Origin of the sequence: Burkholderia savannae (assembly GCF_001524445.2) — a bacterium.
GTDB classification, from domain to species: Bacteria; Pseudomonadota; Gammaproteobacteria; order Burkholderiales; family Burkholderiaceae; genus Burkholderia; species Burkholderia savannae.
In genome coordinates, this window is record NZ_CP013417.1 from 238,902 (window position 1) to 263,071 (window position 24,170).

Consider the following 24,170-nt stretch of genomic DNA (forward strand, 5'->3'; position numbering starts at 1 on the left):
ACAGGGATGGCATACTGCCCATGTAAGTGACCGACCAACAATTGATAAGCGTCATCGATATGGCAGAGACCTACAACATCGGGGAAATCGCGACGCGCGTATCCGAAGATATCTTCGAGTACTTCAGGTGGAATATTCACCCCGCCACCAACCACAATTTTGCCTGCCTGAACGACGACCATAAGACCGCGGGTGGATCAAAGAAGCAGACGCACCCGACCGATGTCGTCTTCTATTACGACGATCCGTATCTGGGCCGAAAGGTCTATCTGAACACCGATCTCAAAAGCTACGGACAGTCATCTATCAACCAGAGCACATTGCGTAATGCACTGCGTTCTTTAGCGATTTCCGTCCAGTGTGCGTGCGCTTCGGACGAGTGGCGAACGAGGCATGTGGTGGATGTCTCGGAACCCTATGAGGTTCGCGGGTTGCTTTTTCTGCATAACCACGATCATGACTTCAAGCATGACCTAGCGGAAACCATGCGCAAGATCGATGTTTCCGCCCTGCCCATCGCGGAAAACACATACCTGCATGTGCTTGGGCCACTGGATATCAATCGCCTGTACTCAGTTGCAAACGACCTGAGTCGTCTGTTGCAGCGCAAGGAAATATCCGACGACTACACGTTCTATTATCCAGACCTCGTTCTATGGCGTCGGCACGGCGAGGTTTGGGGGCAAGCCGCGACAGTTGAAACCCTGAACGCACCGTACTGCGTAATTAAACACAATGGTACGGATAAGGGAAAGCCTGGCTACGTGATCTATTACAACCGGCCGGGTGATTCGGCCATGGAGTTCGAGTATTTTCTCGACAGTCTGTCTCGACTGCAATTGCTGGACAAAGACGCACAGGTGCGCGTTCGCGTGAGTCATAAGCAGCCGAGCGATCAGATTCAAAGTAATTTTTTGGTAGCCAAGCACCGATACAGCAAGGCATGGGGTTTCGAGGCGACAAGGGCGGCAACACTGGACGCCATTAAGCTCGAACACGTTGTCGCCGTCACGGACAATTATTCTCCTGCAAAGCTCGGTTGGCGCGATGGAGAAAATGGATGAAAAAGCCGCCTCATGGACCCTCGATTTATTACGCAACGGACAAGAATGTGTTCGATGCGTTGAATCAACATCGGGTTGATCAAGCGACGATACGTCAATTGTTTGCCGACAGAAATGTTTTGGTTTCGAAGTATACCGATAAGTCGGAACTCGCGAAATACTTCAGCAGGCTGGTGCATGATTATCAGGATCATCAGCGAATAGCAGCTCGCCTCGGCGTTGCTAATCGCCGAGAAAAGGTGACTGCGGTAGAGATTACAACGCCCATTGATGTGAATCAGATCGAAACGGCTATTTCTGCAATCAAGGTCGAACTAGAGAAGGAAGGCGACGTTGTTTTGATCACCAGAGACGGAGATGACATCGCATTGGTTGTCCAGTATTCCGAGGTGGATTACGCTAAAACTGAATTCAAGCAGGTTCAGCATAAGGACGGTGTAATTCAGTTCAAGAAAGAGGATGGTGCGTATGTTGTTAGAAATTCGCAAAATGAATACATAAACAAAGTTCGAGAGGCTGTTTTTTCTTCGGTCGAAAAGAGAAATTCCATAAAGCTGGATCGCCGCGTCGTTTCATTGTATGACGTGGTGTTGCCTAGCTTGAGAAGTGAATTTTTCTATAATTTGATTCACGGCATCGAAGGAATGGGTAAGTACGATGTAACCGAGCTGTACGTATACCGCAATACTCCAGAAGAGTCAGACGAAGACGATGAGCAGGAGCTTTCCGACGATGACATCGGTAACAATGAGGTGCAGGACAGCCGAATCGAGCGGATTGCATTGCGCGGAAAAGGGGTGGAGCAGTCGCAGGAACTGAAGGACATCATTAGCAAGTCCGCAGATTTCTACACGATTCGAACCGTGTGGAAGGTTAGGGAAGCAATGGGCGAGGGACACGTTTTCGAACTTGATGCACATTTTGCAAATGCGCGAGACTGCACTGGATTCTCATATCTTGTTCGCGGCGTTTACCCGTGCGAAGACGGGATGGTCAGCAAAAAACGCCGCAGTCCGAGACCAGACGAGGTTGAGCGGTTATCGTCACTCATCGAGAAAGCGTCCAAGAAGTGCGCTGAAGATATTTGGACTAAATCGACCCCTCCGAAGACTTGACATCATGACCTTGCGATTCAAATGGTATAGGCTCGCGCTTCCTTTCGGAGTATCGAACTTGGTTCGTGAGCTTCTCAATTTTCCGCTCACATCCGAATCGGATTGCGGGTTTCGCCCGAGAAAATCAGACGAGACCGGCGATTGCCTTCGTTTCGCATGGCGCTCGACAGTATCTGCGATTGCGTTCGATGAAGATGGCAATCCCCGTGCCGAGTCCGTATCTACGATTAATTTTGTAGACATCAAATTTTTTTCGAGAGGCGAAGCAGTGTTTCTGCGGGTGGACAACCCGGGGAAATCGGTGAAGACGCTTATGAACGAATTGGGGCGAATCGCGGGATATGGATTTTCAATTCAACCCATGGTTTTCGGTGATTCTACGACGCCGCCATTCTTTGATAAGTTTGATCAAATTCGCTTGGTGGGTTTGAAGCTAATCAACGTAGTATTTGACCGGCACGTGGTCGGGCGGGTCGAACTCGCCTCCAAGGAGGGAATCGACCTCAAGGCAATTTGGGAAACCACGGGCAAGACCTATGTGGTCGACACGGCGACGTACGAAGTGACGGCCCGTATGATCAAAGGTCAATTGTCGTTTAGCAAAGGAGGGTTGGTAAAAGTGACGGACCGACTTGCTCCGCAATTCCTCGATTTCTTTGAAGGCGCGATAGAGGAAATCGCCGAGTCCCGCTAAAGTGACGAGCTAGCGGGTCTCACAGGCAGCCAAGCTTGCAAGTGGTTCACCTAGTTGGCGTGATCTTAGCGCCGCGCTTTCGCACATAGTGCTCGGTCATCGCTACGCTCCCATGCCCGAGCAGGGCCTGTGCGCTTCGCAGGTCGGTTGCGCTTTCTTTGTCAGTGCCCGCCTTGGCCCGCAGGTCCCGAAACTGAAACGCTTCTTTCGCGATACCGGCTGCATCCCGTGCGCGGTCAAATCGAAATCGTAACGCTGAGCGTCCCAGTGGCCGCCCATGTTCGTCGACGATAAGGCGTGTTGACCTAGGGTTGTGTGCGGTTTTTCTACTAGCAAGTTGTGCAAGTAGCTCGGCACGTTCGCCGACAACTTCAATGCGCAGACGCGCCCCGGTTTTATTCTGTCGGACCCAGACCACGCCGTCGCGAACGTCTCGCTTATCCATCTTCAATACGTCGGCCGGCCGTTGCCCCTCGTACACTGTTGTGTGATAACGGCTCGGAATTTACGAGTCAGGTGATGGACCTGTGAGCTTACCATCAAAAGGTCGAGATTGCCTTCAGTCGGCCCGGCAAGCCAACGGACAACGCATTCGTGGAGTCGTTCAACGGCACGCTGCGCGATGAATGCCTGAACGCGCACTGGTTTACATCGTTGGCCGATGCCAGGGCGCAGATTGAGCGATGGCGGGTCGAGTACAACGAGAGTCGGCCTCACAGGGCTCTCGGTGAAGTGGCGCCTGCCGAATACGCCCGTCAGTTGGGCCTGCAGGCCCAACTGACGGACCAACAGAAAGCCGAAGACTAACATTGCTGCTGGCACTGAAAGCCGGTACCGCTCAGGGGAAACAAACTCTTCGACGGCGGCGGCCTGTTTCCGGATCTGCGTCCCGGCGGTTCAAAGAAGTGGCGGCTTGGGTATCAATTCAACGGCAACGAAAACCAGCTGACGTTCGGCGACTAACCGCAGCTGCTTGCATTCGAAACCGGACCAGGCGAATGGCCGGATGCGAGCGACTGCCGACGGGAACCCAATCATGTGGGGGAGACCCGCGAAACCTTGTTTCGGCCGGTCGCCTTGGCGTTGTACAGCGCCTCGTCCGCGGCCTTGATCACCGCGCTCACATCGCCGTCCTGCTCCGGCGCCCAACTGGCCGCACCGATGCTGGCGGTGACACGTCCGTATTCGCTGCCTGCGTGCTCGATCGCCAGTTCGCTGATCGCCGTGCGGATTTGCTCGGCGATCAGCGCGGCACCCGCAGGAGGGGTGTCGGGCAGCACCACCACGAACTCCTCTCCACCGTACCGTGCTGCGGTGTCCGCCGGGCGCCGGATGTTCTCCCCGATGCATCGTGCCACCGCAGCCAGCGCGTCATCGCCCGCTTGATGCCCGTAGGTGTCGTTGAAGGCTTTGAACCAGTCAATATCGACGAACAGCAGCGAAAACACGCTGCGAGTGCGGCAGGCGCGGCGCCACTCGTGATCAAGAATCTCGCCTAGCGTGCGGCGGTTATGGAGTCCGGTCAGTCCGTCCATCCGTGCGAGGAGCTGCAGCTCGGATTCCGCGAGCATCCGGCGTCGCAACTGGGCGCCCATCAGGAAGGACAGCGCGACGAAGCTCAGGCCGAATGCAACCATCAGCGAGCCGATCGTCAGAGCGCGCTTGCGCCAGGCTGCGAAGATGTCTTGCTCGGCTTCGGCCACCATGATGATCAGCGGCAAATGCGGGAAATTTCGGAAGAAGTACAGGCGGCGCACGCCGTCGATCGACGCCGTGTCCAAGAAGCTGCCTTCTGGTGCCGACCTGAAACGCTGGAACGTGCTGGCCTTGCTGATGTCGCGCCCTATCGTGTGTACGTCGTACGGCTGGCGCATCACCATGATGCCGTCCGTGCCGATCAGGGACACGGCTCCGTGCGGCCCGAGCGACAGCCCGGCGAACAGCGCGTGGAAGTACTCGAGATTGACCGCGATCAGTACGATACCGGCGAACGACCCGTCCGGATGCGACAGGCGCCGGCTCAGCGCGATGCTTGGCGAGCCGCCGCGCAACCGTGAATGATAGGGAGCGCTAACGTACAAGCCAGCATCCGGATTGTCGCGCTGGATGATGAAATACTTGCGATCGGCAAAGTTGCCCTTGCGCGGTACGTCGCTGCCCGAGTCGATCGTGATGTTGCCCGCCGCATCCAGCACCAGCACGGAGCCGAGATATTTCGCGGTTGCAGCCCGATCGAACAGCAGCTCGCGGCGCAGACGAGGCGGCAACGCCAGCATGTCCGGGTCGCGCATGCCGTCGACCACCGCCTCTAGGGACAGGGCATACAACTCGAAATTGCGTTCGATATCCCGCTCGGCAATCAGCGCGAGGTTGCGCGACGTTTCGCGGGCGCGCTCCATTGCGTCGAGCCGACCTTGGTACAGTACCGTTGCGCTTAAGGCGGTCATGACCAACGCGAAGAACATCCCGCCACAAAGAATCGCCAGCGGCGCCAGCCGGCCGCGCTGCAAGCGACCGGAAAAGGACGGAGGCCCCCAGTTCTCTTTCGTTATGGTCTCCAATATCCCCTCGAAGCCTTCACGCAAATCGGTCTGCACGGACGCGACGCTTGCCGGAACAAGAAGCCTTGCGTCGATTGGAAGACGCTGAACGGCCTTTCAGTCCCTCCTTGGAAAGAGCCGCGGATCGGATTGGTTCCCGCGGCATTATCGGCAATTGGGTCTGCTTGGTTTATTCATATTATATGTGCGATGAGTTTGCCTTCCAGCACCTGCCGTGGCCGTCTCTTGAAGCCGTTCCGCCGGTGCCTTGCAACCTGTAGTCCTCGATAATTCAACAGACGAAGGTTTGGTGGACGCAGGACGAACAGAAATCGGATATCTCCCGACGGTTCGGAATCGCCCTCGTCTTCCCTGTCAGACTATGGACCAGGCAGAGCAAACAATCCCGACTCCCTGAAGTGGAATTCAGGGGCGTAACGCCATATGAATAACGCGAGTCGGCGGCGATGGAATCGAAATCACGGTCGGCTGAATGCAAGCAAGGTTACAGACCGTAACCGTGCGCCCTTAATTCCGGTTTCTCAACCAGTGGCCGATGCGAGCGGTTAAACGGTTCAGCGGTTCACGGAGCGTAACGGCCGATTGCGCACGAACTCGCGATCGGCGTCGGCGAGACCAAGCACGACGCGACCCGGATGCTGCGCGAGCGGGCCGCCCGGCTCGGCGGGCGTTTTCTGGCCTTCCTGGCGGACACGCGCGATGCGCGACAGTCGCTCGTCGAAGCCGATCGCGAGCCCCGCGTCGTCTACGTCGATGCACAGATACCGCGCCGTGCGCAGCTTCCGAAACTTCGCCTCGTACTTCACGCGGCCGGCTTTGTCGCGCGAGTGCTTGCCGCCGAGCTTCACCTTCCGAGGCGCATACGCTGATGCTCGACGGCGTGCCGAAGTCCGTCTTGCGCCAGCGCTTGTGCATCAATTATCGGCGATTACACATTCTGGTGGAGTGCGAGGGCATCCACGCGAACCACAAGCGCGTGCATTGCCGCCTATACCGTGAAGCGGGACTGGCCGTGCGGCGTCGTCGCCTGCGCCACGGCGTGATGATTGAACGCGCGCAGCCGGCTTTGCCGAATAGATCCAACGAGGTTGGGCCAATCGATTTCGTGATGGACGCACTTCGAACGGGTGGCGTGTGAAGTGTTTGACCATCGTCGACGATTTCATAAAGGAGGCTGTCGATATCGTCGTGGACGACGGCATCTCGGGCTTGTATATCGCTCGAGTGCTGGGCAGTGCAGTGCGTTTCCGAGGCTATCCCAAAGCGCTGCGAACGAGCCTGGGACCCGAGTTTACGAGCCGTGCGCTCGCCCAATGGGCCTACCCAACGGCGTGACGTTGAAATTGATTCAAGCTGGCAAGCCGACGCAGAATGCGTACATCGAATCGTTCAATGGCAAGTTCCGCGATGAATGCCTAAACAAGCACTGGTTCACGAGCCTCGCGCATGCTCGCGACGGTCATCGCGGCATGACGCCTGGACTACAACGAGGAACGCACCGAATTACCTTTCGCCTGCGGCGTTTGCGGCGAAGCATCGGGCAGCGGATGCTCCTGCCGTGTTCCAGGGGCTGGTAAAGGAGCTTTACTAGAAGACCGTTGGCCCTAATGAAGCGGGCAGGTCAGGGGGGATGGTTTCGCAATTTGCGCGTATGGCATACCCCCGATTCGGAACGAAAGCTGGACCTCTTACCGACGCCAAGTACCGCAATGCGAGGTTCAATGAGATCGGGGGAAGCAAAATCTCCGATAGCAGTCGTCAATGAAATCAAGAAATGAGCGGCAATCAAGACTTCGAATGTCGCCCGAGTTTTGAACGAGCGATCGTTTCAATTGATCGGCATGCCGATGGGCGCAGCCTTATTACCATTCACTGCATAGAGACGGACCTGGGGATGCGTAAAGTCATTAGGAATCTCGAAGGAAAAGCCCGATCGCAGAAGCAAGTCGGAATCGTAGTGAGTGGCGACGTCGCGGCGCTCGAACTGCTGTGAGGGTGCGACGTTGATGACGCGATTTCCCGAGGTGGCGACGATGAACTCGGCGGCTAGCCCACCGTCTCGAAGTGCCGCCCAGCCGGAGTATGTGATGCCTGTTGCCGTTGTGGTCACGGCGTCAATGTTGCCGCCGGCCCCTTGAGTGCCGGAAGCCGACGCTAGCATTCGGCCCCCGGCCAGGAATTTGATCGATCCTCCATTCGAGACGACGCGGACGTCGGCTCCGAGGAATTCGTTGCTTCGGCGATGTGTATCCCTTTCCGTGGTGGTGAACTTTCGGTCGTGATGAATTCTGTCGATCGTTTCGTATAAGTCGGGCTTGGGGACTGCGTACATCGATCGCTCGACGCGTTCTTCAATGACGAGTTCAGGTTTTTCCTGAGCCACCATTTTTGCGAGGATGTCGGAGTTCGGTATGGTCCATGCGTACACGACTCGTCCATAATTCTGCGAAAAATACGGAATGACGGAGTTGAAGTACGAATCTCTGAATACCAGCACAGTTCCACTTTTGCCGGGGCAGGTTGTCGCGAAAAGGCTCGTCGGATAGTTCGGCATCGAGAAGCCCAACGGCCATTGAGCTTGGCGATGGATCGTGCATTCGGGCGAAAGGAGCTTCTTCGGCTGATACGTCGTTTCCACGACAGGAATCCGGATCATTCGCGACATATCCGTGCTTCCAATGTCCGATTGAGCCGAGGGCGCCACAGTCATAAAAGTCGTGTTTTCGTACGCATAGGGATGGGGTGATCCGATGGACTGCATGAGATCACGGTATCCAATATAAGCGCCGTACGGGGTCCAATGGGTATCGGTATGGAAGAAGAGATCTGGGTTTCCATCCGATTTGTGGGCAATCAGTGACTGGCTTGGATTGATGAAATAAGGTGTCTCTCCAAGATAGCCTTCGAGTTCTTGCAGTCTGGACGGCCCTTTCCCTTGCACCTGTCGTGGCAGGTATTCCGGATAGATCGTGTTCTTGTCAGGGCCGACCATGAAGCGATAGCCGATACCTTGATCTTTGAGCCACGTGTAACGCTGCTCAAGAGCCAGCTTCCAATCACGGAGCTCAGTGCCCGAAAATCGAGCCGTACGCTCGATATCCGGGCGGCTTCCCACGTCGGAGATAAAAAGCCAGTCGCCGTGGCCGGCGATCACCTGCTGTGTTCCAGACAGATGGAACACCTTATACATCAAGTAGCTGTGCAGGCTGAGGAAGACATTTCGGAACCCGAAGCGATCATTAACGTATGCGTCGAGGTCTTTGGGGAAGCTTTCAAGCCCGTGAGTGCTGAACTCCATGGAAGGAAACGTCGCTAGCCTCCGTTCCTCCGAGTTCTTTCCGTCGCTGAACCACATGGTAACGAACGGGACGGAAATGGCCGCTACGAAGGCGGCGGCCATGATCAGATTGACCAGTCTCTTGCGGCGCATACTCAAGTCAAAAGCGGAAATAGATGAACGGGTTATACGTTCCGGCGGCCATCTCGGCGGCGCAGATCGTCAATATAGCAAGCACCGCGATCAAGCGAATGTAAACGTAATTCGGATTCTGTGCGAATGCCGATAACGCCAGAATGTTCGCCGGCAGCGGTTCATTCGAATGCGAAGGAAATCTTCGTTCGCGCCAATCTCTCGCAAGCGAAATTGCAAGCGGAGTCGACAGGATGGCACCCAGGGCGATGGTTGCAAAAACCTGTGCATTCAAATAGAAGCCAATTTGCGGAGTGAACCAACTGGCTTTGGTAAATCCGAACATGGCGGCCACGTAAGAGCATGCGTAAGAGAAACTGTCCGCCCGAAAGAACACCCAGCCAATCATTACCATCATGATCGTGTAAATCCAGCCGACAAATTTCGGCATCGCATCCAGCCATTTACCGATTCGGGTGCGTTCCAGCACAAGCAATGATCCGTGGAACGCGCCCCAGAAGACAAAGTTCCAGCTTGCTCCATGCCACAGCCCGCACAGCAGAAAAACCGTGAACAAATTGATTCGCATGCGCAATGGAGATGTGCGGTTACCGCCAAGCGGGATGTAAAGGTAGTCGCGAAACCACGTGGATAGCGAGATATGCCACCGGCGCCAGAATTCTCGTACCGAGGTTGAGATATAGGGGTAATTGAAGTTCTCGGTGAGTTCGAATCCGAACATTCGGGCGAGCCCGATTGCCATATCGGAATATCCTGAAAAATCAAAGTAGATCTGAAGCGTGTAGCAGACGATGCCGAACCATGCCATGGGCGTTGAGATGCCCTCCGGCGGAAGGGCGAAGATGCTGTCCGCAGCCTGCCCCAGGACGTTTGCGATCAATACCTTTTTGCCCAGTCCGAACGCGAAACGCTCGACTCCCGAACTGAAGCGCTCGAGTGTGTTGCGTCGATGCAAAATCTGCTCGGCTATATCGTGATAGCGAATGATCGGCCCGGCAACCAGTTGAGGAAATAGGGAGATATAAAGCCCCATGTCAAGAGGGTTGCGTAGCGCGTCTGCTTCCTTCCGATATATGTCTACAATGTATGAAATCGAGTGAAAGGTGAAAAAAGAAATGCCGATGGGCAATACGGTTTCGACGATGCTGGTATGCTTTCCGAGTAGGAAATTGATTAGGCTATCTAAATTGCTTGTTAAAAAGAATGCATACTTATAGTAGATGAGTGCGAGAAGATTGATCGTGACGCCGAATGTCAATATCACGAACTGTAGCTTGCGTGAACTAGCGCGGGCGATAAGGAGGCCGATGATCCAGTTGAAGATGATGGATGCCGCCATCAACAGCAGATATTTTGGCTCGCCCCATGCGTAAAAAGTCAGGCTTGCAATCAGCAGCCAGATGTTGCGAAGCCGGTATGTCAGTGCCCAATAGAGCCCCAGCGTGATGGGCAGAAACACGTAGAGAAATATTGCCGAGCTAAAAACCACGTGGTCCCCGTATTTCTGAGCTAGGCGAGCGGGCCTCGTTGCCGGACGCCAGCGGTTGAAAATGTTGGCGGATTATAATACACGGCTGGTTCCTGCGACTCGAGCCAGGCAGCGACGTATCCGGCAGGCTGTCCCGGACGTGCGATCAAGCGTTTGCCGTCGAGTCTTTTGATTTCCAATAATTGTCGGATTAATGGTGTCCGCTCGAGGTTGCGGCATCATGCATGTCGCTTGATGCGTCGATGCTTGGGACTCCGGTGGTGTTGGACGGAGCGAAGCGCAGTTCAACACAGCAGGAAGTGCAAAAAGCACTCCGTGACCGCCGCACGTACTTTCGCGACCGCCGCGTTTCGCATCGAACTGTTCCGCCAATCCAATTCGATCGGATATTAGGAAAGACTCACCGGACTCGCAACGAGCCGAAGCCCCGTCACGGCCGCGATTGCCGCCGCGGCATGCGCCGGAATGGTCGCGAAGGTCCGCGGTCCTTTGAGCAGAAAGGGCAGCGCGGCAAAGTGCGCCGTCGGCGCGATCGCATTTCGCTTGAGCCCGAGCGCGGCGAGCGCTTCGTCGACGATGCCGACCACGCCGCCGGGCGACACGAGAACATGTCCCGGCGAAACGTATTCGTCGAGCGTCAGTGCCTGGCCGACGCTCGAGAGCATGTCGCCGTCGAGCGGGCACGCATAGCCGCCGTACGCCAGAGCCTGATCGCCGAGCAAGCGTGAGCCGAGGCCGCCGTCAAGGACATGGGCGGATACTTTATGCGTGCGGCCCCATGCGGCTTCTGGAAAATCGGGGATTCGGCGGGAAGTGGAAAGGCTCGATGCCGTCGGGGTAGTGTCGACTGCGAGCTATCGTTCAATCATAGACGACGACACGTTAGCGCGCGTCGAACGGCGATTCACGGAGTACGAGCCTTGGTGGTAGCGGTTGCTTTCGAAGACGCGTTCAGTATCGATGGTCGAGAACTTGCGTCGACAGAATGAAAAGCCCGGCATCCCCCGGGCTCCCCACGATCAAGGCAACGAAATCGTCAAATTAGCGGACTCCGGCCCGACCTTGATGACCTGCGAATAAGGCGCGAGCGCTCGCACCGTGCTGCCCTTCAGGTACGTATTGAGCCCGACGAACGCGAGCAATCCGACGAGCGTGAACACCGCTCCGATCGCCCACAGCGGCACCTCGCGCTTGAGCCGATGCGAGATCTGGTCCGGCAGCGGCCAATGCGGCGCGAACGGCGCGCGCTTGCCCTTCATGTTCGCGATTTCGTCGCCGAGCCGCGCGGTCAGATACGCGAGCTTCTCCGGTCCTTCGAGCAGGTACTTGCCCTGAAACCCGAGCAGCAGGCACATGTGGAACACCTCGAGCGATTGCAGCCGCGCCGCGCCCTGCGCACGACATTCTTCGAGGTACTGATAGAACTTCTCTCCCGCGAGCTGCTCGCCGAACAGCACGAGCTGAAGCGGCCGGCGTTCCCAGTCCGCGCGGATCTTGAACTGCGACGACAACACCGATTCGTCGATCGCCGCGCAAAACGCGAACTTCGCCGCATACACGTCGTCGGCGGCGATGTTGAGCTTCTTCGCGCCGCGCTCGAAATCGCCGAGGAATTCCTGGATGCGCGTGCCGAACTCCGACGCGTTGCCGGGCTCGCGGCCGTTCTTCAGCAAGAACAGCATGAAGAAGCCGTCGTACAGCAGATCGAGGAGCGAGCGCGCCTGGAAGCCGGCGTCGGTCGACGACACCGTTTGCGGCGCGGGAGGCGGCGTGTTGCCGCCGAAGAGGGAGGGCGCGTAGCTCATGACGTGACGGCGATCAGTTCAAATTTGAGATCGTTGATTCCGGACGGCGCGTAGATCATCGCCGACTGGGCCTGCAGCATCCGCTCATAGAGCGGGCTGCGCGCATCGAGTGCGAAATAGCATGCGCCCGGGCGCACGGGAATCGCGGGCGGCACCTGCGGCGTGTACGAAAGGCGCACGCCCGGCATCGCGGACAGCACGAGCTTGTCGACGTCGTCCGGCGCGCCCACCTTGAAGCGCGCGGGCACGGCCTCGACGAGCTCGACCGACGGCATGTCGGCCGACACCGCGAGATAGAACGCGGTCTTGTCGTCGATCTTGCCGGAATCGAGCCGCCCGACGTGGAACGACGGCCGCACTTCCTCGAGCGTGATCGCGAAGTAGCGCGTCGAGATCACGGTTTCGAGCAGGTCGCGCAGGATCGTGTCGAGGCGCGCGAAGCCGGGGCCCGGATCGTCGTGCCGATAGGCGGGCAGATCGGCGAGCACGTAGCCCTTCGAAAACGTCATCAGTTGGCCGGCGAGGCGCAACAGCTCCTGGAACAGCCGCTCCGGATGCAGCGCCGAATGCTGATGCAGGTGCGCGAGCGCGGCGAACGCGGCGCTCGCCGTGTGCAGCAGCCAGAACGAGGCGATGTCGCCCGAGCGGAATTCGATGATGTTCTTCGTCGGCTCGCGATGAAAGCCGTACAGCGCGTTCACCTTCGCCTGCAGCGCGTCGATCAGTTGGCGCAGGCGCTGATGCAGGATCGGCGACGCCTCGATCGCGAGGCACGGCGGCACGAAGCTGTCGTCGATCTCGAAGCCGGACGTCGCGGTGCGGCGCACGCGCACGAGCGGAATCGACAGCAACTGATCGCGCGGCTCGCTGTGCGCAATCAGCTTGACGTTGGTCTTCAGGAACGTGATGTCGGCTTCGGCTGCATCGGTGAAGTGGTCTGCGACGCTCGCGCGATCGCTGACGAAGCGCGACACGAAGCCCGCGTCGCGGCTCTCCGCGTAGTTCGAGCCCGTCTCGCGCAGCGGGTGCAGCGCCAGGTAGAACGTGAATTCGTTGATGCCCTCGGGTAGCGTGTCGAGCGCGATGGGCGGCGGCAGCTCGTCGGCTTGCGGCGCCGAGTAGAGCGCGCCGTCCGGGAACACGAGCGACAGTTCGCTTGCGCGCAGTACGTTGCTGCCGAGCGCGTCGCGATCGAACCGCACCGAACGCACGCCCCAGTTGTACGGCTGGATCGCCTGAATCGATTCGAAGAGGCGCGCCTCGTGATACGCGTCCTGCCGCTGAAAGTGCTGCGGCCTCAGAAAGAGGCCTTCCCCCCAGAGCACCTTGGCCGAATAACTCATGTCAAATCCGCTTAAATGTGATTGGGCCGTTGGTCGGTTAATTCGCGCCGCATTCGGCGAGCGAATCGTTAATCTTTGTCAAATGACTTTTAAATGCCATCTCGAATTTCACCCGCAGTTCACCGACGAGAGCAAGTCGAGCCGCTCGGTCGGCATGCCTTGCTGCGAAGGAATGACGGTGCCGCCCGTCACGGTCATCGCGCAGTTGTGCAGGCCGATGATTATGCCGGATTTCTCGGATTTCGCAGGATCGAAAGTCAGCTTCCAGCGCTGCAGCGCCGGGTCGCGAAAGAGTGCGACGACGCCGAACGCCTGCGCTTCGCGCGACACCTTTTCGGTCGCGTTATAGCGCTGTCCGGGAATCAGCGTGATTTCGCGCACGCTCAGCAGATCGGCGCCGAGCGCGGTCTTTTCCTTCGCCGGATCGGTGAAGCTGTCGAACGGCGCCTGCTGGAACGACGTCGGATCTTTCAGCGCATAGAGGCGCACGACGAGCGCGAGCGGGCGGCTGTCGTTCGCGGCGTTGAGGTTCGGCGCCGCGTAGAGCGTCAGGCCGAGATTGCGCGGCGGCTTCTGCGAATCGGGCACGTCGGGCTTGCCGACGCCCACCATCTGCAGCGCGGCGCTGCCCGCCGAGCCGAGGAGCGGCACGGCGGCCGCGCAGCCGCCGAGCAGGATGCAGGCGGCGAGCGGCAGCGCGTAACGAGTCACAAGCGGATTCATCGATTTTTCCGGGCGCGGCGCCCTTTGTTCCCTGTCAAAACTATCAGTTGCTTTGCCGATTTGGCGGCACAAAAATTCTGCCTCTTCAAATGCCCGACGGATCGCGATCAATGCCGCGACATTCGGAAAAATTTTCCACTGAATGGGCGAAATAGAATTGCTTTGCGGCAATAATTGCATTGGAAGCGGTACACGTGCGATTCCCCGAGCGTGCGCGGCCGTGTCGGGCGGCGCGCTGCGCGGCTTTTAAAACGGCCGCCCTTCACGCGAACATTGAATTATGAAAAATTGATCGGTACTATACCCGCGCGCTTGTAGCAAAGCAAAATCACGAATTCTCAACGATTTAAAACTCCCGCGCCGGGGATATAAACGATGAAAGACCGTCTCTTCGCAAAATTTTCTGGGGTAGTGTTGGCCTGCGGCATCATCGCCGGTTGCGTATCGCAGCCGACGCCGCCGACGGCCGAAGCGTTCAACAAGTCGTTGGCGGATGCCGACGCGGTGGCGAAGGCAGGCGATCAGGACCGCGCGATCGGTCTCTACCAGCAACTCGCGAAATCCGATCCGACGCGCGAAGAGCCGTGGTCGCGGATCGCGCAGATCCAGTTCCAGCAGGGTCACTACGGTCAGGCGATCGTCGCCGCACAGGAAGCGTTGCAGCGCGACAAGACCGACCGTCAGGCGAAGAGCGTGCTCGCCGTTGCGGGCCTGCGCATCGCGACCGAATCGCTCGGCGAGCTGCGTCAGGATTCGTCGCTCGCGGGCGACGCGAAGTCGGACGCGCAAGCGCTCGCGAAGCAGTTGCGCGATACGCTCGGCGAGGCCGCGCTGTTCCCGCCCGAGCAGCAGCTGACGAAGCCCGTCGTGAAAAAGCGCCGTATCGTGCGCCGCGCGAAGCCCGTGCACGAGGCCGCGCCGGTCGAGAACGCGACGGCGGCAGCGCCCACGGCGCCCGCCGCCCCCGCCGCGCCCGTCGCGCCTCCTGCCACCACGTCGGCGCCCGCCAAGGCGGCGGGCGGCGATCCGTTCAGCGCGCTGCGTTAAGCCGCCGCGCTCGATCCACACACCAAACGGGAGCCGTCGATGGCGAAGAAAGAAAGCATTCAAAAGCGCTTGCAGAAAGTGCGGCCGCCCCGCGTCCAACTGACGTACGAAGTCGAACGGGGCGACGCGATCGAGATCAAGGAACTGCCGTTCGTCGTCGGGGTCGTCGGCGATCTGGCCGGGCAGTCGGAAGTCGAGCAGCCGAAGCTGCGCGATCGCAAGTTCGTCAACATCGACCGCGACAACTTCGACGACGTGATGAAGGCGATCGAGCCGCGCGCGACGTTCCAGGTGGAGAACCGCCTGAGCGACGCGGGCGGCAAGTTCGCGGTCGATCTGAAGTTTCGATCGATCAATGATTTCAATCCGGACGAGGTCGTCGGGCAGGTCGAGCCGCTGCGCCGCCTGCTCGAGGCGCGCTCGAAGCTCGCCGACTTGCGCAACAAGCTCGCCGGCAACGACAAGCTCGAAGATCTGCTGAGCGAGGTGCTGTCGAACACGCAGCAGCTCGAAGCGCTGAAGAAGAGCGCGGACGGCGGCGATAAGCAGGGCGAATGAGTAACGGGGTGGCGATATGAACCAGCAAACGGCTGCGGCCCAATCGACCGGCGCTCAAGCCGGCACGGAATCCACGCTGCTCGACGAGATCGTCGAGAAGAGCAAGGTTGCGAAATCCGAATCCGAGCATGCGCGCGCGAAGGACCTGATCGGCGAGCTCGTCAATCAGGTGCTCGACGGCACGGTGGTCGTATCGGACAACCTGTCGGCGACGATCGACGCGCGCGTCGCGGAGCTCGACCGCCTGATCTCGTCGCAGCTCTCGGCCGTGATGCATGCGGCCGAGTTCCAGCGTCTCGAGAGCACGTGGCGCGGGCTCGATTATCTGGTGAAGGAAAGCAACACCGGCTCGACGATCAAGATCAAGGCACTGCACGCGCCGAAGCGCGATCTCGTGCGCGACTTCAAGAACGCGACCGAGTTCGATCAGAGCGCGCTCTTCAAGAAGGTGTACGAAGAAGAGTTCGGCACGTTCGGCGGCTCGCCGTTCGGCGTGCTGGTGGGCGACTACGAGATCTCGCGCCAGCCGGAAGACCAGTATTTCATCGAGCAGATGTCGCACGTCGCGGCGGCCGCGCACGCGCCGTTCGTCGCGTCGGCGGCGCCCGAGCTGCTCGGCCTCGAGTCGTTCGCGGATCTCGGCAAGCCGCGCGATCTCGGCAAGGTGTTCGACACCGTCGAGTACGCGAAGTGGAAGTCGTTCCGCGATTCCGAGGATTCGCGCTACGTCGGCCTCACGCTGCCGCGTTTCCTCGGCCGCCTGCCGTTCAATCCGAAGGACGGCGCGATCGCGGAGAGCTTCAACTTCGTCGAGGACGTCGACGGCACCGATCACGACAAGTACCTGTGGTGCAACGCCTCCTGGGCGTTCGCGGCGCGCCTGACGGCCGCGTTCGACGACTTCGGCTGGTGCGCGGCGATTCGCGGCGTCGAGGGCGGCGGCCTGGTCGAGGATCTGCCGACGCATACGTTCAAGACGGACGACGGCGAAATCGCGCTCAAGTGCCCGACCGAAATCGCGATCACCGACCGCCGCGAGAAGGAGCTGAGCGACCTCGGCTTCATCCCGCTCGTGCATTGCAAGAATTCCGATTACGCCGCGTTCTTCGCCGCGCAGTCGGTGCAGAAACCAAAGAAATACAGCACCGACAGCGCCAATGCGAACGCCGTCCTGTCCGCTCAGCTGCAGTACATCTTCTCGGTATCGCGCATCGCGCATTATCTGAAGGCGATGATGCGCGACAAGATCGGCAGCTTCGCGTCCGCGCAGAACGTCGAGACGTTCCTCAATCGCTGGATCTCGCAGTACGTGTTGCTCGACGACGACGCGACCCAGGAACAGAAGGCGCAGTTCCCGCTGCGCGAAGCCTCCGTACAAGTGTCAGAGATTCCGGGCAAGCCGGGTGCGTATCGTTCGGTCGCGTTTCTGCGTCCGCACTTCCAGCTCGACGAATTGTCGATTTCTCTGCGCCTTGTCGCTGACTTGCCCAAACCGGCAAATTCATAAGCGAGCTGAGATCGCCCGGGCGGGCCGCCTGGGTAGGACGTTAAAACCACCTCTTTGGGGAGTCGAAAGACCATGTTACACATGCATCTGAAGTTCGGTAATCCGGCCATCAAGGGCGAGTCCGCGGACAAGGACCACGCCGGCTGGATCGAACTGAAATCCTGGGATCACTCGATCGTTCAGCCGCGTTCGGCAACCGCTTCGACCGCGGGCGGCCACACGTCGACGCGCTGCGAGCACGGCGACATGGTGTTCACGAAGGAAATCGATTCGTCGAGCCCGCTGCTGTATCAGCACGCGTCGGGCGGCACGACGTTCGACGAAGTGACGATCGATTTTCTGCGCGCGGACGGCGAGGGCGAGCGCGTGAAGTATCTCGAGATCAAGCTGAAGTACGTGATCATCTCGAGCATCGCGCCGAGCGTGCATAACGAGGGCCTGCCGATCGAGACCTTCTCGCTGAAGTATGCGGCGGTGCAGTGGAAGCAGACCCAGCAGAAGATCGGCGGCAACCAGGGCGGCAACACGCAGGGCGCCTGGAGCCTCACGAAGAACGACAAGACCTACGCGGTCTAAGTTCGATGCGGGAACGGGGCACGGCGCGTGCCCCGTTCCCGTTTTGCGTGGAGCCCGATGAAACGCTTCGAACCGAGCTTCCTCGACAAGCTGTTCGACGACGAACCGCATGTGCCGGCACCCGCCGCAATGCGGCAATTGTCGCTGGAAGAACTGAAGAACACGGTCGCGCGCGACGTCGAGGCGATCCTCAACACGCGCATCGCGCTGACCGAAGAAGACCTCGCCACGCTGCCGGAATGCCAGCGTTCGGTGTTGACCTACGGGCTGAACGATTTCGCCGGCCTGAGCCTCGCGAGCCACTACGACCGCACGTTCATCTGCAAGTCGATTCAGCAGGCGATCGCGCGGCACGAGCCGAGGCTGCAGCAGGTGTCGGTGACGTTCGAGCTGAACGAGCAGTCGACGAACGCGCTCTACTTCGCGATCCAGGCGCTGCTCGTCGTGCATCCCGCCGAGGAGCCGGTGACCTTCGATGCGATGCTGCAGCCGTCGACGTTGCAATATTCGGTGACGCGTTCGCGCGCCGCCAAGGTTTGAGCCGTGTCGCGTGAGCCGCCGGGCGCCGCGCGGCAGTGAGCCGCCCGGCAAGAGGGCGTCAGGTTTCGGGGATCGTCGATGGAAGAGTTGTTGCCGTATTACGAGCGCGAACTGTCGTTTTTGCGGCGCTATTCGCTCGAATTCGCGAACCGGTACCCGAAGATCGCCGCGCACCTGTCGCAGACAGGCGAGCATTGCGAGGACCCGCACGTCGAGCGGATGATCGAATCGTTCGCGCTCCTCGGCGCGCGGATCAACAAGAAGCTCGACGATGAGTATCCCGAATTCACCGAAGCGCTCGTCGAAGTCCTCTATCCGCATTATCTGCGGCCGTTCCCGTCGTGCTCGATCGCGCAGTTCGGTGCGCCGCAGTCGTTCGCCGAACTGGCCGGGCCGCATGTCGTCGAGCGCGGCACCGAGCTGAGGAGCCGCGCGATTCGCGGCGTGCAATGCCGCTTTCGCACCGCGTACGACGTAACGCTTGCGCCGATCAGGCTCGCCGACGCGCGCTACGGATCGATCGCCGCGGCGCCCGTCACGACGCTGCTGCCCGGCAACGCGACGGGCGTGATCTCGATTGCGTTCGAATCGACGTCGCCGCAGCTCGATCTCGCCGCGCTGAAGCTCGGCACGCTGCGCGCGCATCTGCACGGCGAGCAGTCGTTCGTCGCCGCGCTTGCCGATTGCCTGTTCGCGCACGCGCTCGCGTTCTACGTCGAGCCCGAGCGCAGCGGCCGCTGGATTGCGCTCGACAAGGCGCCGTACGAGCACGCGGGTTTCGACGAGGCCGACGCGCTGATCGACTATCCGGCACGTTCGCATCCGGCGTATCGTCTGCTGACCGAATACTTCGCATTCCCGGACAAATTCAATTTCGTCGACTTCGACCTGGGCGCGCTGACGCGCCGCGCGGGCGGTTGCCGGCAACTGACGCTGCATGTCGTGCTGCGCGACGTGCGCAGCGATTCGCATGTCGCGCGGCTGCTCGATCTGCTGACCGCGAGCCACTTGCGGCTGTTTTGCACGCCGGTCGTCAACCTGTTCCGGCAGCACGGAGAGCCGATCCGGATCAGCCATCAGGCGGTGTCGTATCCGGTGATCGGCGATGCGCGCCGCGCGTTCGCGTATGAGGTGTATTCGATCGATTCCGTGCATCTCGTGCGGCAGCGCGCGGATCGCGAAACGGTTGTCGAATTCCGGCCGTTCTATTCGCTGCATCACGGCGAGGCCGCGCAGGCCGGCCACTACTGGTTCGCGCGCCGCAACGACGGCGTCGCGCGCAAGAGCCCCGGCTATGAGACCGAGATTTCGGTCGTCGACATCGATTTCGAGCCCGGCGCGCCGCAGACCGACACGCTGAGCCTCGAGCTCACCTGCACGAACCGCGACTTGCCGGCCTCGCTCGCGACGGGGCTCGACGGCGGCGATCTCTTCATCGACGGCGGCGAGCAGCCGGGCCCGGTCGCGCTGCTGCGACGGCCCACGCCGAGCGCGCGCTTCGAGCGCGGCCGCGCCGCGCACTGGCGTCTCGTGTCGCATCTGGCGCTCAATCACGTGTCGCTCGCCGACGAAGGGCTCGCCGCGTTGAAGGAAGTGCTCGTGCTGTACGATCTGAGGCGATCCGCGGTGTCGACGCGCCACATCGACGGGATCGTCGGCATTGAGCAGAAGAGCGCCGTGCAGTGGCTGCCCGGCAAGCCGTTCGCGACGTTCGTGCGCGGCGTCGAGATTCGGCTCACGATCGACGACGAGCATTTCGTCGGCTCGAGCCTCGCGACGTTCGTGCGGATGATCGATGCATTCTTCGGGCTGTACGTGCACCTCAACAGCTTTGTTCAACTGATCGTCGTGTCGAAGCGCACCGGCGAGGAGATCATGCGATGCGAACCGCGCAGCGGCGAATCGATCCTGGCGTAGTCGAGCGGCTGCTCGACGAGCCGCATCGCTTCGAGTTTTTTCAGGCGGTGCGGCTGCTCGAGACCTGGTTCGCGAAGCGCGATCCGCAGCGCCATGCGGCGAGCCGGCCGGGCGAGATCGTCGCGCGCCGGATCGGTTTTCGAAACACGCTGTCGCTCGGTTTTCCGCCAAGCGAGATCGAGCGCGCGCAGTCGTACGACGAAGCGGGCGACGCGCTGAAGGACGATGCGCAGCGCAACGCGGCGCTCGCGGCGGGCGCGCTGTCGCGCGTCGAACTCACGCCGGCGTTCTTCGGGCTGCTGGGCGGCCAGGGCGCGCTGCCGCTGCATTACACCGAGCAGATCATCGCGCGCGAGCAGTTGAAGCGCGATCACGCGGCGCGTGCGTTCTTCGACGTCTTCTCGAACCGCGCGACCGCGTTGTTCTATGCGGCCTGGAAGAAATACCGGCTGCCGCTGCATTACGAGCTCGACCGCGACGAGCGCTATTTGCCGCTGCTGCTCGCGCTCGCGGGCGTCGCGAACGACGATGCGCGCTCGACCGTGCAGGACGGCCGCGGCGCGCTGCTCGACGAGGCGATCGCGGGCTATGCGCTCGCCGCGCGGCATCGGCCCGTGTCGGCCGCGTATCTGCAGCGCACGCTGTCCGAGTATTTCCGCGTGCCGATCCGCATCGAGCAGTTCGTCGGCAAGTGGTACGACGTGCCGCACGATCAGTTGAGCGTGCTCGGCGACGTGAACGTGACGCTCGGCGCGACGGCGCTCGTCGGCGAACGCGTGTGGCAGCGCGACATGCGCGCGCGGCTCGTCGTCGGCCCGCTGTCGAAACGCGACTACGAAGCGTTCCTGCCCGGCGAGGAGCGCGCGGTCGCGCTCGAGCGGATGCTGACGCTGCTCGCCGGCGTGACGCTCGAATACGAGGTGTCGCTCGTGCTGCGCCGCACGGAAGTCGGCGCGAGCATCCTCGGCGCGGGCGCGCGGCTCGGCTGGGACGCGTTCCTCTGCACGCGAGAAGCCGAGCGCGATCGCGCCGACGCGCGCTACGAGCTGCACGTTATTCATTGATAACAACGATCGAACCTGAGTGGACCGTAACCGATGAGCACGCCCCTGAAGACCCTGATCGCGAAACTGAATCCGGTGTGCCGGAAGGCCGCCGAGCGTGCCGCCAGCCACTGTTTCGCGCGCGGTCACTATGAAGTGGATCTCGAACACCTGTTTCTCGCGCTGCTCGACGAATCGATCGGCGACGTGCCGCTCGTGCTGCGCGCGAGCGGCGTCGATCCGCACGCGCTGCGCGCGGATCTCGAGCGCGAGCTCGACGGACTGAAGACAGGCAACACGCGTACGCCGGTGTTCTCGGTGCATCTGACGGAGCTGTTCGAGCAGGCGTGGCTGATCGCGTCGCTCGATTCGCAGATCGGCCGGATTCGTTCGGCCCACCTGCTGCTCGCGCTGCTGACGGGGCCCGATCTCGCGCAGTTCGCGCAGCGGATGTCGTCCCAGTTCGCGCGCGTGCGCGTCGACGACCTGAAGCACAAGTTCGACGAGATCACGGCGGGCTCGCCCGAAGCCGAGCCGCGGCACGCGGAGGCCGACGTCGCGGTGCCCGACGGCGCGGCGGCGAACGCGCCGCGCGGCCCGTCGAAGACGCCGGCGCTCGACACGTACACGACGAACCTCACGCAGCGCGCGCGCGAAGGCAAGATCGACCCCGTGATCGGCCGCGATGCGGAAATCCGCCAGGCGATCGACATCCTGATGCGCCGCCGGCAGAACAATCCGATCATGACGGGCGAGGCGGGTGTCGGCAAGACGGCCGTGGTCGAAGGGCTCGCGCTGCGCATCGCGGCCGACGACGTGCCGCCGCCGCTCTCCGGCGTCGCGCTGCACGTGCTCGACATGGGCCTGCTGCAGGCGGGCGCGAGCGTGAAGGGCGAGTTCGAGAATCGCCTGAAGAGCGTGATCGACGAGGTGAAGAAGAGCGCGCACCCGATCATCCTCTTCATCGACGAAGCGCACACGATCATCGGCGCGGGCGGGCAGGCAGGCCAGAACGACGCGGCGAATCTCCTGAAGCCGGCGCTTGCGCGCGGCGAGCTGCGCACGATCGCGGCGACGACATGGAGCGAATACAAGAAGTACTTCGAAAAGGATGCGGCGCTCGCGCGGCGATTCCAGGTCGTGAAGATCGAGGAGCCGAGCGAGCCGCTCGCCGCCGCGATGCTGCGCGGGATGGCGGGGCTGATGGAGAAGCACTTCAACGTGCGCATTCTCGACGACGCGATCACCGAGGCGGTGCGGTTGTCGCATCGCTACATCAGCGGCCGCCAGTTGCCGGACAAGGCGATCAGCGTGCTCGACACCGCATGCGCGAAGGTCGCGCTCGCGCACAGCGCGACGCCCGCCGCGATCGACGACACGAAGAAGCGCATCGAGCGGATCGATGCGGAGATCGCGGCGCTCGAGCGCGAAGCCGCGAGCGGCGCCGCGCACGACGAGCGCCTCGCCGCGCTGCGCGACGAGCGCGACGCCGATTCGACGGCGCTCGCCGATGACGAGGCGCGCTACGAAGAGGAGCGCGCGCTCGTCGCCGAAATCGGCGCATTGCGCGCCGAGCTCGACGCCGCGCGCGAGCCGTCCGCCGACGGCAAGCCGGCGGACGCCGACGCGACGCGCGCGAAGCTCGCCGGGCGCGTCGATGCGTTGCGCGCGCTGCAGGGCAACCAGCCGATGGTGCCGCTGCAGGTCGATGGGCATGTCGTCGCGGAAATCGTCGCGTCTTGGACGGGCGTTCCGCTCGGCCGGATGGTGAAGGACGAAATCGAGACCGTGCTCAATCTGCGCGATCTGATCGGCGCGCGCGTGATCGGCCAGGACCACGCGCTCGACGCGATCGCGCAGCGCGTGCGCACCGCGACCGCGAACCTCGAGGACCCGAACAAGCCGCGCGGCGTGTTCCTGTTCGTCGGGCCGTCGGGCGTCGGCAAGACCGAGACCGCGCTCGCGCTCGCCGACGTGCTGTACGGCGGCGAGCGCAAGATGATCACGATCAACATGAGCGAGTATCAGGAGGCGCACAGCGTGTCGGGCCTGAAGGGCTCGCCGCCCGGTTACGTCGGCTATGGCGAGGGCGGCGTGCTGACGGAAGCGGTGCGCCGCAATCCGTATTCGGTCGTGCTGCTCGACGAAGTCGAGAAGGCGCATCCGGACGTGCTCGAAATGTTCTTCCAGGTGTTCGACAAGGGCGCGATGGACGACGCCGAAGGGCGCGAGATCGACTTCCGCAACACGCTGATCATCCTGACGTCGAACGTCGGCTCGTCGGCGGTGATGCAGGCGTGCCTGAACAAGACGCCGGAGGAGTTGCCCGACGCCGAGGCGCTCGCCGAGACGCTGCGCCCGCAGCTCTACAAGACGTTCAAGCCCGCGTTCCTTGGCCGGATGAAGGTGATTCCGTACTATCCGATTTCCGACGACGTGCTCGCCGAGATCATCGAGCTGAAGCTCGAACGCATCCGCGGCCGGATCGAGGCGAACCACAAGGCCGCGTTCGAGTGGGACGAGTCGCTCGTCGACGCCGTGCTCGCGCGCTGCACCGAAGTCGATTCGGGCGCGCGCAACGTCGATCACATTCTGAACGGCACGCTGCTGCCGGAGATCGCCGAGCACGTGCTGTCGCGGATCGCCGACGGCGAAGCGATCGCGCGCATCGCCGCGCGCGCGGCCGAGACGGGCGAATTCGAGTACGCGGTCGAGTAAGGCCGCCGCGCGGCGCGCGCGTCACGCGCCGCGCGTGTCT

19 protein-coding genes and 3 pseudogenes are annotated in these 24,170 nt (G+C 61.0%); 13 read left to right on the forward strand and 9 right to left on the reverse strand.

Features of this window, described 5'->3' with window-relative positions:
• Positions 1-26 precede the first annotated feature (26 nt).
• Genes WS78_RS01330 through WS78_RS35460 form a run of 3 tightly spaced genes read left to right on the forward strand, consistent with a single transcriptional unit; the run spans position 27 to position 2,873 of the window.
• Positions 27-1,064: a hypothetical protein gene (locus tag WS78_RS01330; RefSeq protein WP_226377191.1), complete on the forward strand. Its 1,038-nt coding sequence runs from the start codon at positions 27-29 to the stop codon at positions 1,062-1,064.
• Positions 1,061-2,179 (forward strand): hypothetical protein, encoded by a 1,119-nt coding sequence (locus WS78_RS01335; RefSeq protein ID WP_063889464.1) that lies wholly within the window; start codon positions 1,061-1,063, stop codon positions 2,177-2,179. Before WS78_RS01330 ends, WS78_RS01335 begins: the two co-directional genes overlap by 4 nt.
• 58 nt (positions 2,180-2,237) lie before the next feature.
• Positions 2,238-2,873 (forward strand): hypothetical protein, encoded by a 636-nt coding sequence (locus tag WS78_RS35460; RefSeq protein WP_156437473.1) that lies wholly within the window; start codon positions 2,238-2,240, stop codon positions 2,871-2,873.
• Between the two features lie 46 nt (positions 2,874-2,919).
• Here WS78_RS35460 and WS78_RS01345 read toward each other — a convergent pair whose 3' ends face one another.
• Entirely contained in the window at positions 2,920-3,318 is a 399-nt protein-coding gene (locus WS78_RS01345; RefSeq protein WP_082717525.1) for a tyrosine-type recombinase/integrase, read from the reverse strand.
• A 23-nt stretch (positions 3,319-3,341) separates the two neighbouring features.
• Between WS78_RS01345 and WS78_RS01350 the strand changes: the two are divergent.
• A pseudogene (locus WS78_RS01350) lies at positions 3,342-3,680 on the forward strand (integrase core domain-containing protein); the annotation flags it as partial.
• A gap of 227 nt (positions 3,681-3,907) precedes the next feature.
• On the opposite strand, the gene WS78_RS01360 reads toward WS78_RS01350, so the two are convergent.
• Both WS78_RS01360 and WS78_RS01365 read right to left on the reverse strand, forming a co-directional pair.
• A complete protein-coding gene (locus WS78_RS01360; RefSeq protein ID WP_059581678.1) occupies positions 3,908-5,338 on the reverse strand; it encodes a sensor domain-containing diguanylate cyclase in 1,431 nt (476 codons plus the stop codon).
• A gap of 650 nt (positions 5,339-5,988) precedes the next feature.
• A pseudogene (locus tag WS78_RS01365) lies at positions 5,989-6,306 on the reverse strand (phage virion morphogenesis protein); the annotation flags it as partial.
• 98 nt (positions 6,307-6,404) lie between these two features.
• Here WS78_RS01365 and WS78_RS01370 point away from each other — a divergent pair.
• Positions 6,405-7,025, forward strand: a pseudogene (locus WS78_RS01370) (integrase core domain-containing protein); the annotation flags it as partial.
• A gap of 237 nt (positions 7,026-7,262) precedes the next feature.
• Here the strand turns inward: WS78_RS01370 and WS78_RS01375 are convergent.
• From WS78_RS01375 to tssJ, 6 genes are all read right to left on the reverse strand, one after another.
• Positions 7,263-8,864: an alginate O-acetyltransferase AlgX-related protein gene (locus tag WS78_RS01375; protein WP_156432552.1), complete on the reverse strand. Its 1,602-nt coding sequence runs from the start codon at positions 8,862-8,864 to the stop codon at positions 7,263-7,265.
• A gap of 7 nt (positions 8,865-8,871) precedes the next feature.
• A complete protein-coding gene (locus WS78_RS01380; protein WP_197419428.1) occupies positions 8,872-10,323 on the reverse strand; it encodes an MBOAT family O-acyltransferase in 1,452 nt (483 codons plus the stop codon).
• 419 nt (positions 10,324-10,742) lie between these two features.
• A complete protein-coding gene (locus WS78_RS01385; RefSeq protein WP_059581644.1) occupies positions 10,743-11,075 on the reverse strand; it encodes a type 2 periplasmic-binding domain-containing protein in 333 nt (110 codons plus the stop codon).
• 297 nt (positions 11,076-11,372) lie between these two features.
• Positions 11,373-12,158 (reverse strand): DotU family type IV/VI secretion system protein, encoded by a 786-nt coding sequence (locus WS78_RS01390; RefSeq protein ID WP_038746362.1) that lies wholly within the window; start codon positions 12,156-12,158, stop codon positions 11,373-11,375.
• Positions 12,155-13,501, reverse strand: a complete 1,347-nt coding sequence (gene tssK, locus WS78_RS01395) for a type VI secretion system baseplate subunit TssK (RefSeq protein WP_038746364.1) — start codon at positions 13,499-13,501, stop codon at positions 12,155-12,157. The genes WS78_RS01390 and tssK overlap by 4 nt, the downstream gene beginning before the upstream one ends.
• Positions 13,502-13,609: 108 nt before the next feature.
• A complete protein-coding gene (tssJ, locus tag WS78_RS01400) occupies positions 13,610-14,224 on the reverse strand; it encodes a type VI secretion system lipoprotein TssJ (RefSeq protein WP_038746367.1) in 615 nt (204 codons plus the stop codon).
• A 375-nt stretch (positions 14,225-14,599) separates the two neighbouring features.
• Here tssJ and WS78_RS01405 point away from each other — a divergent pair, with 375 nt between their 5' ends.
• From WS78_RS01405 to tssH, 8 genes are all read left to right on the forward strand, one after another.
• The gene (locus tag WS78_RS01405; RefSeq protein WP_059581641.1) at positions 14,600-15,271 is read left to right on the forward strand and encodes a tetratricopeptide repeat protein; all 672 of its coding nucleotides are present in this window, start codon (positions 14,600-14,602) and stop codon (positions 15,269-15,271) included.
• A 39-nt stretch (positions 15,272-15,310) separates the two neighbouring features.
• The gene (gene tssB / locus WS78_RS01410; protein WP_038746373.1) at positions 15,311-15,829 is read left to right on the forward strand and encodes a type VI secretion system contractile sheath small subunit; all 519 of its coding nucleotides are present in this window, start codon (positions 15,311-15,313) and stop codon (positions 15,827-15,829) included.
• 16 nt (positions 15,830-15,845) lie between these two features.
• Positions 15,846-17,336 carry a type VI secretion system contractile sheath large subunit gene (gene tssC / locus WS78_RS01415; RefSeq protein ID WP_038746376.1) on the forward strand — a complete coding sequence of 497 codons (1,491 nt, stop codon included), beginning with the start codon at positions 15,846-15,848 and terminating at the stop codon, positions 17,334-17,336.
• 72 nt (positions 17,337-17,408) lie between these two features.
• Positions 17,409-17,912, forward strand: a complete 504-nt coding sequence (locus tag WS78_RS01420) for an Hcp family type VI secretion system effector (protein WP_038746378.1) — start codon at positions 17,409-17,411, stop codon at positions 17,910-17,912.
• A gap of 57 nt (positions 17,913-17,969) precedes the next feature.
• Positions 17,970-18,452 (forward strand): type VI secretion system baseplate subunit TssE, encoded by a 483-nt coding sequence (gene tssE, locus WS78_RS01425; RefSeq protein WP_038746381.1) that lies wholly within the window; start codon positions 17,970-17,972, stop codon positions 18,450-18,452.
• Between the two features lie 78 nt (positions 18,453-18,530).
• Positions 18,531-20,369, forward strand: a complete 1,839-nt coding sequence (tssF, locus tag WS78_RS01430; RefSeq protein WP_059581637.1) for a type VI secretion system baseplate subunit TssF — start codon at positions 18,531-18,533, stop codon at positions 20,367-20,369.
• On the forward strand, positions 20,333-21,433 hold the full coding sequence (gene tssG, locus WS78_RS01435; protein ID WP_059581633.1) for a type VI secretion system baseplate subunit TssG: 1,101 nt from the start codon (positions 20,333-20,335) through the stop codon (positions 21,431-21,433). The genes tssF and tssG overlap by 37 nt, the downstream gene beginning before the upstream one ends.
• A 33-nt stretch (positions 21,434-21,466) precedes the next feature.
• Positions 21,467-24,130: a type VI secretion system ATPase TssH gene (gene tssH / locus WS78_RS01440; protein ID WP_059581628.1), complete on the forward strand. Its 2,664-nt coding sequence runs from the start codon at positions 21,467-21,469 to the stop codon at positions 24,128-24,130.
• Positions 24,131-24,170 lie beyond the last annotated feature (40 nt).